We start from the raw sequence: 15,028 nt of genomic DNA, 5'->3' as shown, positions 1-15,028 counted from the left end.
TTTTAAACAAAATATTGGGAGCAACCGTGGACAACCCTAGAGTAGATAAAGACGCCACCGAAAAAGGTTCCGAGCAGAAAGAGCAGAAGGCTATCGAGATTACTTCCGATGACTTGCCTTTGAGTTGCCCCATGCCTGACGTTACTTTATGGAGTCAGCACCCGCGAGTATATATCCCTATAAAGGACAACCAGGGGCATTGCCCTTATTGCGGTAATAAATTCATTTTGAAGTCGTAACTGATTGTTACTAAGTAAGTGGTTACTAAAAAGAATATTTGACTATGACTAAAGATTCACAAAGCCCTTCATGGGTCGTTTTAAAGTTCGGTGGCTCTAGTGTGTCCAGTCGTGAAGATTGGAATAATATCGTTGGGATTATCCGCTCTAAGTTGCAGGAAGGCTTGAAGGTCGCCGTGGTACATTCGGCATTTAAGAATGTGACAAATCGTCTTGAAGAGTTAGCTCAATTGGCTGCGAGTAATGCCCATCATGAACTACTGGATGAATTAAAGGATTACCACCAAGATATGGCGGAGCAGTTAAAGCTTGAGCCATCTCTTTTAGCCCCTTGGCTCAATTCACTGACTAAGTCTGCGAAAGACATTGTTGAAGGTGGCGAGTTAAGTTCAGCATTGCGCGCAAAAGTGGTTGCTCATGGCGAGCTTTTGTCGTCAGCACTTGGTGCCGCTTTTCTCGAGCAACAGTTAGCAGAGGATAATAAGAAGACGAAGTGGTTAGATGCCCGTGACTTGTTTATTTCGGAAGTTGAAACACACAGCAACATAAACGATCAATATTTAAATGCCGTTTGTCATCCTCGTCCTGACCATGAGTTAGCCGAGCAGTGGTCACAAAACTATGATGTGGTGTTAACACAAGGCTTCATCGCTAGCAATGAAGCCGGTGAAACGGTGCTTCTTGGACGAGAAGGCTCGGATACTTCAGCCTCCTACTTGGCCGCGTTGCTCGAAGCGAAAAAGCTAGAAGTTTGGACCGATGTTGCGGGTATGTTTACCACCGACCCCAATAAGATAGCTGACGCAAAAAAGTTGGAGCAAGTCAGTTATGCCCAAGCCTTCGAGATGGCAGAGGCTGGAGCCAAGGTGTTGCATCCGCGCTGTTTGAGCACGGTGATGCCCTACCATATTCCCATTGAAATCAAAAATACTCACCAGCCTCTTGAATCTGGAACCTTAATTAACGGCGAGGAGCAAAATTCACGCTGGGTCAAAGCGATTGCCATAAAACAGCAGGTTCCAGTCATGACTTTATTGTTAGGGCGTCGCGGGCAACAGCCAAAGACCTTGCAGAAAGTATTTGCCATCTTTAATGAAATGGCGCTTGGTTGTGAGCTATTGGCTTCGACAAAAGAGTCTTTAGTTATCGCCGTAGAAACCAGCAACAGTGTTCACGACAAACATATCTTAAACGATTTGTCTGTGAAGCTAGCAGAAATGTGTCGTAGCGTATTATTGTCACACAGCGCCATTATTACACTGGTTGGCTGTCCATCGAGCCAAGCGCTGTGGCACTTATTGCAAATCGACGCAGAGCTACCGGAGCAGTGGTTGCTACTCAGTCAAACCTCAAGCGATCAGCATTTATCCTTCCTCGTCAGCGACGACGAAGCGCTGGATATTGTGAAATTACTGCACAATCATTTAATACAATAAGAAAGGCGCTTAATAGCGCCTTTCTTATATATTATTTGGAGACAAACCTAGTAGTAAGGGTTCTCACCAGCAGCGTGTTCCGTGACGTCTTTAACGCCTTTAACTTCAGGAATACGCTCTTTTAAGGTTTTTTCGATACCTTCTTTTAGGGTAACGTCAGCCATGCCACAACCTTGGCAACCGCCACCAAACTGTAGGACAACGATGCCGTCATCAGTAAACTCAGTTAAGGTTACCTGACCGCCATGATTGGCGAGCTCTGGGTTAATCTCAGCTTCTAGATAGTAACGAATACGATCCACTGCAGGCGCATCGTCAGCCACTTTACGCGCTTTGGCGTTTGGCGCTTTTAGCGTTAACTGACCACCAGTTGCTTCTTTTTGGTAGTTGATTTCGGCGTCTTCCAAATAAGGCGCGCTTTCTTCATCGATAAACGCTGAGAAGCCATCAAATTTTAACTCTGTATCATTATCTTCCACCGCGTCAGGTGGGCAGTAAGAAACACCACATTCTGCATGCGCTGTACCTGGGTTTACGACAAAGACACGAATACCCGTATCTGCGTCTTCTTGCCCAGCAAGTAAGCGACGGAAGTGTTCTTGTGCTGCTTCTGAAACATTAATCATATACAACTAAACCATTTTGCTTTTAATGAAACCATTATACACCTAATCGACTTCGAAATGCACAGCCTGCAGTACCCACTTTGCAAGGCGGGACTATAGACTATAAAGTCATAGCTTTTGTCTAAAACTACGATTTTCCGAAGCAATCCTATGAAAAGGATCTGAGGGCTTGCAGCTGAAATTGCAACCGTTAGAATAAGGAAAACGATCAATATCTCCAGATAATGATAAACTTCAAAAAAACTGCATTATTTTCAGTAATATTAATTACTTGCGCAGCATTGTTGCCAGCTTCAAAGGCTCAAGAGCCGACATTAGAGTATTACTTCAACCAGTCGATAGACTATTCCGATGATGTCTTAACACCAAAAGATATTTTAGGGCACCAAGTGGGCACTTGGCATGTGCGCCCTGAGCAGTCGGTGGCTTACTTCCAGTCTTTGGCGCATTTGTCTGAAAAGGTTGCCTTAAAAGAGATTGGACGTACTCATGAAAATCGTCCTTTAATCACTGCTTACATATCCTCGCCTGAGAATATTGCTCGCCTTGAACAGATTAAAGCGTCTCGCCAAAACCCAGAAAAGTACGATGGGCCAAATTTAGTATGGCTCGGTTACTCGGTTCACGGCAACGAAGCGAGTGGCGCTAATGCGGCCTTGTTAGTGGCTTATCGCCTAGCAGCTTCAAAAGAGCCTTGGGTCGAAGAATTACTGGAAAATTCAATCGTTATGATTGATCCCATGCTTAACCCTGATGGCTTGGCGCGTTTTGCTCACTGGGTAAACAGCTACAAGGGCAAGCAGCTGGTAAGCGACCCTGCTTCGATTGAGCATAATGAAGACTGGCCTCGTGGACGTACCAACCATTATTGGTTTGATCTAAATCGTGACTGGTTGTTGCTACAGCATCCAGAAAGCCAAGCGCGTATCGAGCACTTTTATCAGTGGCGACCGCACATAGTGGGCGACTTTCACGAAATGAGCACCAACTCGACCTACTTTTTCCAGCCGGGCGTGCCGAGCCGACAAAACCCTCTAACCTCTCAAGAGAACTTTGACTTAACTGCGGACATCGCCGAGTTTCATGCAAAAGCACTCGACAGCTTAGGATCGCCGTATTACAGCAAGGAAGGCTTTGATGACTTTTATTACGGCAAAGGCTCGACCTTCCCCGATATTAACGGTGGCGTTGGAATTTTATTCGAGCAAGCGAGCTCAAGAGGGCACTTGCAAGAATCGGTTAATGGCGATTTAAGTTTCCCTTTCGCTATTCGTAACCAAGTAGCGACCTCATTTTCGACCTTAAAAGCCTCGCTACACCTCAAAGACAAGTTACAGAAATATCAACGTGACTTTTTCGCCGGACGAGAAAAAGCGGCAAAGAAGGATTCTATTAAAGGCGTCATCTTTAGCTCAACCGATAAAGGCCGATTGCAAGAGCTGTTGAGAATATTACAGAGTCACCAGGTTGAGGTTAAGCAAGTCACCAAAAGCATTAAGTTTGACGGCACTGAGTACCCAGCTGAATCATCATTCGTGGTCGATTTTAAGCAAACTCAGTATGGCTTGATTAAAGCTATGTTTGAAACGCGCACAAAGTTTAAAGACAACACTTTTTATGACGTTTCTGCGTGGACATTGCCGTTAGCTTTTAATATGTCTTTCACGCATCTTGATGCTGGCGATTTATCAGACGTAAAAACAAAACCGGTCGTATTAGCCTCGCAAGGGCAGTGGTTTGGTGGTGACAACCCGGTAGCCGTAGTCGTGCCCTGGAATAACTTCAATGCTGCTAAAGGTTTGACGCGTCTCTTGAAAGATAAGGCAAAACAACAACTGAACCCTAAAGTCAGCACTAAGCCTTTTTCGCTTACGGCTAAAGGCGAGCAAATTGACTTTACCGCCGGCTCGATAGTGATTCAGCTACCGGGCGACGCTCAGGCCAAGCGCGAAAGTGTGGCGCTAATCAAAAAGTCATTCCTTGAAGCTGGCGTTGATGTGTATGGTGTCGATTCTGGTTTAGCCTTAAAAGGCATTGATTTAGGCAGTCCAAGTATTCGTCCTATCAGCATGCCGCGATCGCTATTGGTCATTGGTGGTGAGTCTTCCTCTTACGAAGCTGGTGAAGTTTGGCATTTATTGGATACGCGCCTTGAAATCCCGCTGTCGATGCAGAATGCGAACTATATTGATTACAATACCATCGACCGTTATAGCCACTTAATCATGGTGAATGGCTATTATGCGGATCTTAACCCTGAGGAACACCGAGCCCTGACCGAGTGGATCATGGAAGGGGGCAACCTGATTGTGACCCGTGGTGCTGTCGAGTGGGCCATCCGAAATCAGCTACTCAGCTTCGAGATTTCTGTTCCAGAAGAGCCAAAACCAGAAGGACACCAATTTAGCCATCGTGATGATGTGATCGCTAAAGGCATTATTGGTGGTGCGATTTATCAGGCACACTTGGACAATAGCCACCCGTTAGCTTATGGTCTTACTAATGACACTATAGCTTTCACCAAGGCCGGTACTCAGGTCTTAAAGCCTGCGACGCAGGATTTTCTGACGGTTGCAAGCTACACGGATTCTCCGTTGGCTGCGGGTTATTCCTCAAAAGAAAACGTTGAGCGCATAAAAAACACACCTGCTGTATTGGCTCAGCGCGTAGAACGTGGCAGTATCGTAGTGTTTAACGACAATCCAGTGTTTAGGGGCTATTGGCTAGGGGCTTCTCGCCTGATGGTGAATAGTTTGTTTTTTAACAGAGCCTTTTAATCGGGCTGTGATCAATAATTAAAGCTAATAAAGGTATAGGGAATCGTTCATGCGACGTTTTATTCAGTCTATTGTTATCGCGTTAGTTTGTGTTGCCAGCGTCAGCGTCAATGCAGCTAGCTGGTCGGAAATTCGAAATCAATCGAAACGTGTTAATGGTTTTATTCCATATCAAGTGAGCAATAGCCAAGGAAAGATTTGGCTAGAAGTGGATGAATTTGAGAAGCCTTTTATTATGTACACAGGCTTACCCTACGGCATTGGCTCTAATGATATTGGCTTAGACCGTGGCCAGTTAGGTGAAAGTCGTTTAGTGCAGTTTGAGAAATACGGCGATAAAATTTTTCTCAAACAGTTGAACACACGGTACCGAGCCGATACTGATAATCAAGCCGAGCGTTCGTCCGTGGAGCAGGCTTTCGCCAGCTCAGTGCTTTATGGCTTTAAGGTTGAAGCGCGCTCAGGCAAGCGTCATCTGATTGATATGACAGGCTTTTTAACGAAAGACTTACATGGCATCAGTCAGCGTTTACAGGCGACCAAGCAAGGCTCATACAGCGTCGACGCTTCGCGTTCAGCATTGGTTACTGCAAGTAGCAAGAACTTCCCTAAAAACACCGTATTCCAATCGATTCTGACCTTTAAGGGCTCTAATCCTGGTCAATTTGTGCGCCAAGTCGTACCTTCGCCAAGCGAAATCACGGTACAGCAACAAGTTCAGTTCGTGGCGTTACCAGACGATGGTTATAAACCTCGCAAATTCCACCCAAAAAGCGGGTATTTTGATTTAACCTATGCGGATTATGCGTCTCCTATCACTGAGAATATTAATAAGAAGCTGATCTACCGTCACCGCCTAACGCGCGATGAAGAGGGCAATATCGAGCCGATTGTGTATTATTTAGATCCAGGTGCGCCAGAGCCGATTAAAACGGCTTTGCTTGAAGGCGCGAAATGGTGGGGCCAAGCCTTCGACGCTGTAGGTCTAGAAGGTGCTTATGAGGTAAAAGTCCTGCCTGAAGACGCCGATCCGCTAGATGTTCGTTATAACGTCATTCAGTGGGTTCACCGAGCGACACGAGGCTGGTCTTATGGTTTAGCCTTGGCCGATCCGCGCACTGGCGAAATTATCAAAGGCCACGTGACGCTAGGCTCGTTGCGCGTTCGTCAGGATTTGTTGATTGCTAATGCTTTGACTGGTGCCGCAACTAACGACGAAAAACAGCAGAAAGCTTTGGATATGGCGCTAGCACGAATTCGTCAGCTTTCTGCACACGAAGTAGGCCACACTCTAGGGATCGCTCATAACTTCGCAGCGAGCGTTAATAATCGTGCTTCGGTGATGGATTATCCACACCCTTATGTGACCTTGAACAATGGCAAAATCTCTTTAGAGAATGCTTATGCTGAGGGAATTGGGCGTTGGGATATTGAAGCTGTGCGCTATGGCTATGCGGAGTTTGAAGCTGAAGAGGAAGACAAAGCCTTGCGCGATATTGTGCGCGATACCAGCGCCAAAGGCTTACAGTTTATTTCTGACGCAGATGCTCGCCCGCAAGGCGGATCGCATCCTGCGGCCCATCTTTGGGATAATGGCGCTGATGCTGCCCAAGAGCTGAGCCGTGTGCTTCAAGTGCGCCAGCAGGCTTTGCAAAACTTTGGTCATGCCAACCTGAAAGATGGTCAGCCATACTCAGAGTTGGCCGAAACTCTGGTACCGCTTTATTTATTCGACCGCTATCAGGTCGAAGGTGCGGTTAAATTAATCGGTGGCGTTAATTTCGAATACAGCGTTAAGGGCGATAGCTATCGCCCCGTCAGCGCTGTGTCTAAAGAGCAACAAAAAGCTGCGCTGGAGATGTTGCTATCGACACTACAGGTCGAGCAGTTGAAGTTGCCAGAGCATATTTTGAAGCTGATCCCACCAAAAGCATACGGTTATTATAAAAACCGTGAAAGCTTCCCAAGCCAGACAGGTTCTAGCTTAGATCCAGTGGCGATGGCGGATGTGGCGGCTCAGCACACTCTAAAGCTACTGCTTAATCCAGATCGTATGGCGCGTCTATTGCAACAGAAAGCTCAAGATGCTGAGCAGGTGGGGCTAGAAACTATGCTCAACGAGCTCTTGGTTGCAACACTCCGCAGTACCGAGAAGAAAGGGCTAGACGCGTTAATCCAGCAGCGAGTCGATTATTTAACCGTAAAACACATACTGATAGCAGCTTCTAATCCGCAGGCCTCTCCTGAGGTTCGTGCTCATATGCACAGTGAAATTGGCAAGTTGGAAGGGTGGTTAGTGACTCAAGCGAAACGTAATCCGCTGCGTTATTTATGGTTAAAGTCGCTGGTCGATAAGTACCAAGCGGGTGAGTTCAAGGTGGACTATGTGAAACCATTGCAAATACCACCTGGCTCGCCAATCGGCATGTCGCTTTAATCAATCACTATCAATTAAAAAGCCGCGTTACGCGGCTTTTTTTATGCTGGTTTGTTTATAGAAGGAGAGAAAGGTGGCCTTGGGTTAACGCTAAAGTAGGGAGAGCGTTACTTTGGATTAAGGGGTATGTCTGGGGGAACTCGTTCCAAAAATACCCAAGGCCAAAACACTAACTAAATACTTATTCTATGTTTAGAATCTGCATTACCAACCGATGACGGAACCAAGGATTATGCCTACTGCTAACGGCTCCCAATAACGGTGGTGACAATATCTAGTATGGATATGGTGTCTTGGGAACGGGTGGTAATAACCGCCATAGTAGTACCAGTCTTGACCTAAGTAGTACACATTCGCTGGGTAGGATCTTGGGTGGTAGTGTCTATAGTGACGGTGCTTATAACGCGGGCGGTGATGATTTCTATAACGGTCGTGTGAGTAATGACGACGGTTATCGCGATAGTGGTCATCTCTATGACGTCGACTATTATCAGCATGTCGACGACGTTCTCTATCGCCACGATAGCGATGCTTGCCATTATTGTCTCTATGGCTGTCTGCTCGACGCTCGGCTCCACGATGACCTCGATCGCGTGAAACACCACGATCACGAGCGCTACTCGAGTTGTAGCTAGAGCCACGATCGGCACTTGGGCCTTTATGTTCCTTAGCTTCGGATACCTGCGAGAAGCCAAACAATAGGCTCGCGCTAATTAGGGAAATGATTACTTTATTCATGGCTAACTCCTCGAAAAACACTATAATACGGTTACGAGTGAGGCCTTTTATTCTGACAAGCTGTTTAGCTAAGGTTTGCCTTACTCATTGCGTTATCAGTTACTATATACAGAGTAAACTGAATTCTTACTGAACATATTTTGACCATATATTAAGGACCTCACATTGGATATTAGAGCCTGTACTATTGATGATTTAGAGTTGTTAGTGCCAGCTTTTGATAAATACCGCCAATTTTATCGCCAAAGCTCACAACCAGAGCAAGTTCGAAACTTCCTTAAGCCTTTGATAGAAGAAGAAAAATCAAAAATATACTTATCCTTCGACGAGGATGAGCTAACTGGCTTTATTCAGTTATACCCGTCTTTTTCAAGTATCGGTTTAGCGCAAATATGGACGCTGAACGACTTTTTTATATTTGGTGGTGAGGATCGTCGTGCAACCGCGAAAGGCTTGTTAGACGCTGCTAAAATGCTTTGCGAAGAGACTAAGGCGATTCGGGTTGAGGTGACAACGCGTAAAGAAAATCATCGCTTGCACAAAATTTATCGCGATTATGGCTTTGAGAAAGATTATAAATATGATTATTACTTTTTGCGTTTAGCCAAAGGTGAGCCTGGGTCGAGCATTCTTAAGTAAAAAACCAGTTTAGACGGCTAAACATCCATCTGTTGAATAATAGGAGCGACTTGGTTATAGTTGCTCCTTCGCGCTGATTTGTTCCGATTGCGGGCGCACTCTAGTTAAAGAGTAAATACTGCTAAAGAGAGCTTCCATTATTCTTTTCTGTCCGCATCCCCAAGCCAGCACTTTAATCCCTTGTAGCAACAACATGCAGGTATGGTATGACAGAAGAGACTCTAACTCCTACAGATAAAGCGAGCGCAAATCCCGCCATTCGCGAGAGCCACCTTAGTCAGGTGAATTCTGTAACACCGAGTTTTATTCCGCTAATTCCTATGATGGTATTTTTTGTCCTGTTTTTGGGCACTGGAATTTATTACACCTTGGATGGCGTTGAGCAGGCATTTTATCAATTACCAGCGCCCATCGCTGTGTTGCCAGCTATAGCTTTATCGATTCTGTTAGCCAAAGATTCACTAGAGAAAAGTATCGGACATTTGATCGCGGGCATGGGTGATAAAAACATTATCGCCATGTGCCTCATTTACCTGCTAGCCGGCGCTTTTGGTGCGCTGACAACACAAATTGGTGCTGTCGCTGCGGTGGTTAATTTATGCCTAGACCTAATCCCTGCCTCATTTATTTTGCCAGGACTCTTTTTAATCGCCTCGATTGTGTCTTTTTCCATGGGCACCTCAATGGGCACATTGGCTGCACTCGCGCCAATTGGCATGGGTTTAACCGAAAGCCTGCAAGTCTCGCCAGCGTTAGTTGCTGGGATTTTATTAAGTGGTGCTATGTTTGGCGATAACTTGTCGGTAATTTCGGATACCACCATCGCTGCAATAAGAACCCAAGGTGCGACCGCAGCTGACAAACTAAAGCAGAATGCACGATGGGCGGTACCGGCGGCAGTCATCACCGTAATTCTGTACAGCATATTTGCAGACGGAGGCGAAGCAGTCGAGATAAAGGATTACCAGTGGTACAACTTAATCCCTTACGCCTTTATTTTGGGCTTGGCACTGTTCGGTTGGAACGTCTTCGTTATTTTAACCATAGGTATCGTGGTTGCCATTGTTGTCGGGCTAATTGGAGGGAGCTTTGCGGGTGATTCTGGCGTTGCGGTAACCATGTATCAAGGTTTTAGTAGCATGCAGGAGATCTTCTTGCTGTCGATGTTAGTGGGCGGACTTGGAGGATTGATTAAGGCGCAGGGTGGACTAGTCTGGTTGGTGCAAAAGATCAGCGGCTTGTTTGGTGTAGCCAAATCTCAGCTACGAGCAAAGTTAGCCTTACTAAGCACCACGGCAGTAACCAACTTAGCCATTGCCAATAATACGGTAAGTATTGTGCTGACTGGCGACGTCACCCATGAATTAGCCCGTAAGAATAATATTTCTCCAAAGCAGAGTGCTAGCTTGGTGGATATTGGAGCTTGCTCAATTCAGGGCGTGCTCCCTTATGGTGCACAATGTTTATTGCTGGGGTCGAGCTTTTCCATATCGCCGCTAGCACCAGGGCAGTACGCTTGGTATTTACCATTGCTATTAGTCATCGCTCTAGCTGGAACGATAAAAACCAAACAACCGGAAGACTAGCTAGTCGACCTGAATGCGGCTCCAGTTGCGGCGCTGCCAGAGCCAAACGAAAGCGCCCGACTGGACGATACGATAGAGTAGATACGCGAGCCAGATGACGGTTAAACTTTTGCCAAGGTAGGGTCCTAAATACCATGCGACGGGTAAGAACAGTACCCATTGGGTTAGGATAGAGACATACAAGGTGGACTTGGTGGAGCCTGCACCATTAAGTGCATTGAGGAATACTAGCCCTACAGCGTCAACCACGATGATTAAGGCCGATAATTTAAATGGCCAGTGGGCATAGGCAAGTGCTTCAGGCTCTTTGAGGAAGATTCCCATGATCGGGTCAGTGAAAATAAAGAAGATGGCGCCGAGCCCAATGGCAAAAATAATCGCCATTTTGACCACATCCCAGCCCCACAAATAAGCATTATGCGGTTCTTCTCGTCCGAGCGACTGTCCAACCAAAGTGGCGGCGCCAATGCCTAGAGCGATACAAGGAAGGATTGCTACCAGCATGACGCTAGTGATGGCGTTAACCGCCGCTAGTTGATGAGTACCGACCGTTCCCACGATCCAGAATAAAGCCGTAAAACCACCGGCAAAAAACAGCTGTTGTAATGCTGAGGGAATTGAAATTTTAAGGATGCCACGAACCGTTGGCCATTTAGCTAATTGTGACAGATAGCCGTGATTCTTAGTGTGTTTATGAGCTAGAAAGTGGTAATACAAAGTTCCCAGAGCGACAGAAATTGTGGTGCCGATCCCTGCGCCAAGCGTACCTAGCTCGGGCATTCCGAAGTGGCCAAAAATTAAAGTGTAATTTAGGAAAATATTGATCGTGTGCATGATCAATAGAGTACGTAAATAATACTGGGTTTGATTAATTGCGCTCCAGTAACTGCGGTAACTAAAGTTTAAACCCACTGCGACAATGCCGACGAAACGGGCTTGCAGGTATGGGATTCCTTCCTGCAATAGTTCAGGATCATCGTTTAATAAATGAAGAATCTTCGGTGCTAAAAAGAATAAAACAATACTGGTGGGAAGCGCCAATAGTGTGATGATGGCTAGTGCAGCATTCATTGGATATGCCGCTTCAGAACTTCGTCCTTGACCAATGCGACGAGAGACCATGGCTTGGACACCGGCCGCGAAGCCGGTAAAAAATGCCACCGCCATAAAATTAATAAACCCAGCAATACCAATAGCTGCGATCGCAGCACTGCCTTGAGTACCGACCATGGCAGCATCAACCAGATTCAATATATTCTGTGAGACCATGCCGCCGACGATGGGTAATGATATTTCGAGAACTTGGCGGGATCGATCTTTATTTAGCAAACTGCAGGCCTGAAAACTATTACTAGAATGGCCCGCATTGTATCAGGTCTTGCGGGTAGCTGTCCGTTATAAAATGTAATAATCAAAGCTCTGAAGGTAGGTGCCAATTGATTGGTGTTTTACCATCATCTACTAAAATTTCGTTAGTCTTTGCGAAATGGTTACAGCCAAAAAAGCCACGGTGGGCAGAGAGTGGAGAAGGGTGCGGTGCGGTTAATACATAATGTTTGTGCTTATTGATGTGTTGCCCTTTCTTCTTGGCGTGGCTACCCCATAATAGAAAAACAATGCCTTGCCCATGCTGATCTAGGGCTTCAATGACCTTGTCGGTAAAGCGTTCCCAGCCAATTTTGGCATGAGAGTGGGCTTTACCTTGTTCTACGGTAAGCACTGTGTTGAGTAGTAACACACCTTGCTCGGCCCAGCTTTGTAAATAACCATGGGGCGGTATTTCGAAGCCTTTAATGGACTGCGCCAACTCCTTATACATGTTTGCTAAAGATGGCGGTGGCTTAATTCCCGGCTGCACAGAAAAGCATAAACCGTGGGCTTGATTGGGACCGTGATAAGGGTCTTGCCCTAATATTACGACTTTGACATCAGAAAATGGGGTGGCCTTGAAGGCATTAAAAACCTGCTCTTTCGGTGGGTATATGACTTTGCCATCTTCGCGCTCTTGCGCGATAAAGCTCATCATTTGCGTAAAGTAGTCTTGGTTCTTTTCATGACCGATCACATCACTCCAAGTTTTCACGCTTCCCCCTTAGAGACTAACTTAAGACCGACGATTCCTGTGACAATTAATAGTAAACACAGAATACGCAAAATATCTTTCGATTCATTGAAGAGAAACATACCAAGAATGGCAACGCCGACTGCGCCAATGCCAGTCCAGACCGCGTAGGCTGTGCCAACAGGGATAGTCTTCATGGCGATTGAGAGCAGCCAAAAGCTAATTATCATAGCTACGATTGTGAAGGCGGTCGGCACTGCTTTTGTGAAACCCTCTGTGTACTTTAGGCCGATAGCCCAAGCACATTCAAACAAACCTGCGATGCATAAATAGACCCAAGCCATGAAAACCCCTAAAGACAATCATTAAAAATTCGATAAATATAAAGGCGCTAGTGTAGCACCAGCTTGAGAAAAGATTAATCTTAATGAATCAGTAGCTGACCGATAAGACCAAGCAAGAAGCCGGCGACAGCACCAAGCGGTGGTCCCCAGTGTTTTTCGAGCTTGGCCTGTGGCGCAATGTCTTGGAAAGTCAGGTAAAGAATACCACCCGCAGCAAATATCATGATAGCGCCCACCACCGTTGGGAAGGCTGAAAGCCAGAAATACCCTGCTAATCCTGCAATTGGGCCGAGGAAGGTCATGGCTAGGAATGCCAAGATAATGACGGTGGGCTTAAAGGCTTTAGCTTGGTTCATTTCACGGAAGGCGTTGAACCCTTCGGGTAAGTTTTGCAGGGCGATCAAGCCTGCAAGAAGCAAACCTGCGGAACCTCCACCGGCAAAAGCAGCACCAAGGGCAAGGGCTTCTGGAATAAAGTCGGAGAGCATGGCGGCTAACTGGCTGGCGGGACTTTTTAGGTAGTCTAGAAACCAGTCGAGTGCCATAAAAGACAAACCGCCTAATGCGAAGTAAAAGGCGGTTTCTGGAATACTCAGTTTTGCACTCCCTTCGGGGACTAGCACTAAAGCGATGGCAGAAAGTAAAGCGCCACCGCCAAAGGCGATTATGCTATGGCGTAATTCTTGTTCTAGCCAATTCGGGTGGATATTCTCGAAGCGTGCTATGACTGCTCCTATGGGCATTGACAAGCCCGCACCAAAGGTCAGAAGAACAATAAGTAGCCATTCTGGGAGCATTCTTTATCCTTTAGATGTGGTAAATACCTTCACGCTCTGGCTGAGAAACCACTTCATCGACAGTAACTTTCATAATACCGCCGCCAGGTTTTGGCCACTCAATGCTATCGCCTTCTTTAAGACCAAGCATAGCGCTGCCTACTGGCGCTAAAATAGAGATGGTTTTGCCGGTGTCATCAAGATCTTTAGGGTAAACCAGTTTCAGCACAAAAGAGTCTTGTGAGTCGGAGACTTTGAACTTCACTTCTGAGTTCATTGTTACTACGTTTTTCGGCATTTTTTCTGGTTTCTTTACCGACGCCCGCGCCAGTTCTTCTTCTAGCGCCTCAATGTTCGGGTTGGTGGCCTTTGGCATCTTATCCAGTAGCGCTTCCAGTCTAACTAAATCCAGTTCAGATATAGTGATTTTAGGTAATTTACTCATGATTCTCTTTTCAATGATAAGTAGCAAATAACTCTAGGTTACTGTGCATTTATTTTTCGTCAAGACAAATAGCGTGGTTAGGCCTTTTATACATGGCTTTCAGGGGTTTTTAGGAGAAAAAGGCTAAGTTTTAGCCAAGCACCATACGTCCACGCGTTGCGCACCATATCTTAAACACAATTTAGTTGCTTCATTTACCGTCGAGCCCGTCGTTACCACGTCATCAACCAGTGCAATATGAGAAGGTAAAGTGCCACGAACATCGAAGGCATTATTCAGGTTTTTACGCCGCTGCTTTTCGCTAAGACCAATTTGATGGGGCGTATTTTTCACTCGAATTAAGTTGCCAGCCGTTGGAATGCCAAGGCTCTGCGATAAATGCTTAGTGATGATCTCCGATTGGTTAAAGCCACGCTCTTGCAACCTCTTTGGATGTAAAGGAACGGCTAAGATAGCCTCTGGGTAGGGTGCATCGAAGTAGTGCAACTTAATCTGCCGTTCAAGCACACAACAAAGACTCCGCGCATAGTGCAGTTGTTTGTTGAATTTGAGTTCACTTAAAGCTTTATCGACAGGAAACTGATAACGGCTAGCTGCAATAACTTTGTGATAGTGAGGCGGTTTTTTGATGCACCTACCACAAAGTACCGACTTTATGGTCTGTGTTCGCTTATGAGTAATAGCGCTTGCACATCGTCCACAAGATATATCGTTACTTTCAATCGCAACAAAGCAGGTATCGCAGATTCCCGTTTGTGTTTGCGCGACATTACAGAACGAACAGCTACTGGTATTAATCGTGGAATGAACCGCCGTTTTAAGGCCACTAAAGAAGCTCATTGTAAACCTAAATTCCTTTTTCTTGGTTGACAGTGTAATCTTGAGAAGTAAACTTGCACGAATATTCCAGTTTCTTACGCAAA

The 15,028-nt window shown here is 46.0% G+C and carries 14 protein-coding genes; 6 read left to right on the top strand and 8 right to left on the bottom strand.

The genetic code is table 11. From position 1 onward, the window contains the following. The first annotated feature begins 26 nt into the window (after positions 1-26). Entirely contained in the window at positions 27-239 is a 213-nt protein-coding gene (locus ABD128_RS05145; RefSeq protein ID WP_343987509.1) for a zinc-finger domain-containing protein, read from the top strand. 44 nt (positions 240-283) lie between these two features. After that, positions 284-1,675, top strand: coding sequence for an aspartate kinase (locus ABD128_RS05140; protein WP_343987506.1), 1,392 nt, complete (start codon positions 284-286; stop codon positions 1,673-1,675). A 47-nt stretch (positions 1,676-1,722) separates the two neighbouring features. Here the strand turns inward: ABD128_RS05140 and nfuA are convergent, their stop codons facing one another. After that, positions 1,723-2,301 (bottom strand): Fe-S biogenesis protein NfuA, encoded by a 579-nt coding sequence (gene nfuA / locus ABD128_RS05135; protein ID WP_343987503.1) that lies wholly within the window; start codon positions 2,299-2,301, stop codon positions 1,723-1,725. 284 nt (positions 2,302-2,585) lie between these two features. On the opposite strand from nfuA, the gene ABD128_RS05130 reads away from it, so the two are divergent. Further along, positions 2,586-5,078 carry a M14 family metallopeptidase gene (locus tag ABD128_RS05130; protein WP_343987499.1) on the top strand — a complete coding sequence of 831 codons (2,493 nt, stop codon included), beginning with the start codon at positions 2,586-2,588 and terminating at the stop codon, positions 5,076-5,078. Between the two features lie 49 nt (positions 5,079-5,127). Continuing rightward, positions 5,128-7,515, top strand: coding sequence for a zinc-dependent metalloprotease (locus tag ABD128_RS05125; protein WP_343987496.1), 2,388 nt, complete (start codon positions 5,128-5,130; stop codon positions 7,513-7,515). 204 nt (positions 7,516-7,719) lie between these two features. Here the strand turns inward: ABD128_RS05125 and ABD128_RS05120 are convergent, their stop codons facing one another. After that, positions 7,720-8,253, bottom strand: a complete 534-nt coding sequence (locus ABD128_RS05120) for a hypothetical protein (protein WP_343987493.1) — start codon at positions 8,251-8,253, stop codon at positions 7,720-7,722. A 165-nt stretch (positions 8,254-8,418) separates the two neighbouring features. On the opposite strand from ABD128_RS05120, the gene ABD128_RS05115 reads away from it, so the two are divergent. Together ABD128_RS05115 and ABD128_RS05110 are read left to right on the top strand one after the other, a co-directional pair. Further along, positions 8,419-8,892, top strand: coding sequence for a GNAT family N-acetyltransferase (locus tag ABD128_RS05115; RefSeq protein ID WP_343987490.1), 474 nt, complete (start codon positions 8,419-8,421; stop codon positions 8,890-8,892). 206 nt (positions 8,893-9,098) lie between these two features. Continuing rightward, the gene (locus tag ABD128_RS05110; RefSeq protein WP_343987486.1) at positions 9,099-10,478 is read left to right on the top strand and encodes a Na+/H+ antiporter NhaC family protein; all 1,380 of its coding nucleotides are present in this window, start codon (positions 9,099-9,101) and stop codon (positions 10,476-10,478) included. Here the strand turns inward: ABD128_RS05110 and ABD128_RS05105 are convergent, their stop codons facing one another. From ABD128_RS05105 to ABD128_RS05080, 6 genes are all read right to left on the bottom strand, one after another. Beyond that, positions 10,479-11,807 carry an MATE family efflux transporter gene (locus tag ABD128_RS05105; RefSeq protein ID WP_343987483.1) on the bottom strand — a complete coding sequence of 443 codons (1,329 nt, stop codon included), beginning with the start codon at positions 11,805-11,807 and terminating at the stop codon, positions 10,479-10,481. An 82-nt stretch (positions 11,808-11,889) separates the two neighbouring features. Continuing rightward, entirely contained in the window at positions 11,890-12,561 is a 672-nt protein-coding gene (ung, locus tag ABD128_RS05100; RefSeq protein ID WP_343987480.1) for a uracil-DNA glycosylase, read from the bottom strand. Then, positions 12,558-12,884, bottom strand: coding sequence for a quaternary ammonium compound efflux SMR transporter SugE (sugE, locus tag ABD128_RS05095; protein WP_343987477.1), 327 nt, complete (start codon positions 12,882-12,884; stop codon positions 12,558-12,560). Before sugE ends, ung begins: the two co-directional genes overlap by 4 nt. 80 nt (positions 12,885-12,964) lie before the next feature. Then, positions 12,965-13,681, bottom strand: a complete 717-nt coding sequence (locus tag ABD128_RS05090; RefSeq protein WP_343987474.1) for a ZIP family metal transporter — start codon at positions 13,679-13,681, stop codon at positions 12,965-12,967. A gap of 10 nt (positions 13,682-13,691) precedes the next feature. Beyond that, a complete protein-coding gene (gene rnk, locus ABD128_RS05085; protein WP_343987471.1) occupies positions 13,692-14,105 on the bottom strand; it encodes a nucleoside diphosphate kinase regulator in 414 nt (137 codons plus the stop codon). 123 nt (positions 14,106-14,228) lie between these two features. Next, positions 14,229-14,945, bottom strand: a complete 717-nt coding sequence (locus ABD128_RS05080) for a ComF family protein (RefSeq protein WP_343987468.1) — start codon at positions 14,943-14,945, stop codon at positions 14,229-14,231. Positions 14,946-15,028: the final 83 nt, after the last annotated feature.

It is taken from the genome of Kangiella japonica (assembly GCF_039523535.1).
In the GTDB taxonomy this organism is placed as follows: domain Bacteria; phylum Pseudomonadota; class Gammaproteobacteria; order Enterobacterales; family Kangiellaceae; genus Kangiella; species Kangiella japonica.
The sequence above is the reverse complement of the archived record's forward strand: the minus strand, read 5'-3'. Positions and strand labels throughout refer to the sequence as shown.

Coding starts and splice junctions, on each gene's coding strand:
- ABD128_RS05080 (WP_343987468.1), bottom strand. CDS start 14,945: ATGAGCTTCTTTAGTGGCCTTAAAACGGCGGTTCATTCCACGATTAAT.
- nfuA (WP_343987503.1), bottom strand. CDS start 2,301: ATGATTAATGTTTCAGAAGCAGCACAAGAACACTTCCGTCGCTTACTT.
- ABD128_RS05120 (WP_343987493.1), bottom strand. CDS start 8,253: ATGAATAAAGTAATCATTTCCCTAATTAGCGCGAGCCTATTGTTTGGC.
- ABD128_RS05090 (WP_343987474.1), bottom strand. CDS start 13,681: ATGCTCCCAGAATGGCTACTTATTGTTCTTCTGACCTTTGGTGCGGGC.
- sugE (WP_343987477.1), bottom strand. CDS start 12,884: ATGGCTTGGGTCTATTTATGCATCGCAGGTTTGTTTGAATGTGCTTGG.
- ABD128_RS05140 (WP_343987506.1), top strand. CDS start 284: ATGACTAAAGATTCACAAAGCCCTTCATGGGTCGTTTTAAAGTTCGGT.
- ABD128_RS05110 (WP_343987486.1), top strand. CDS start 9,099: ATGACAGAAGAGACTCTAACTCCTACAGATAAAGCGAGCGCAAATCCC.
- rnk (WP_343987471.1), bottom strand. CDS start 14,105: ATGAGTAAATTACCTAAAATCACTATATCTGAACTGGATTTAGTTAGA.
- ABD128_RS05125 (WP_343987496.1), top strand. CDS start 5,128: ATGCGACGTTTTATTCAGTCTATTGTTATCGCGTTAGTTTGTGTTGCC.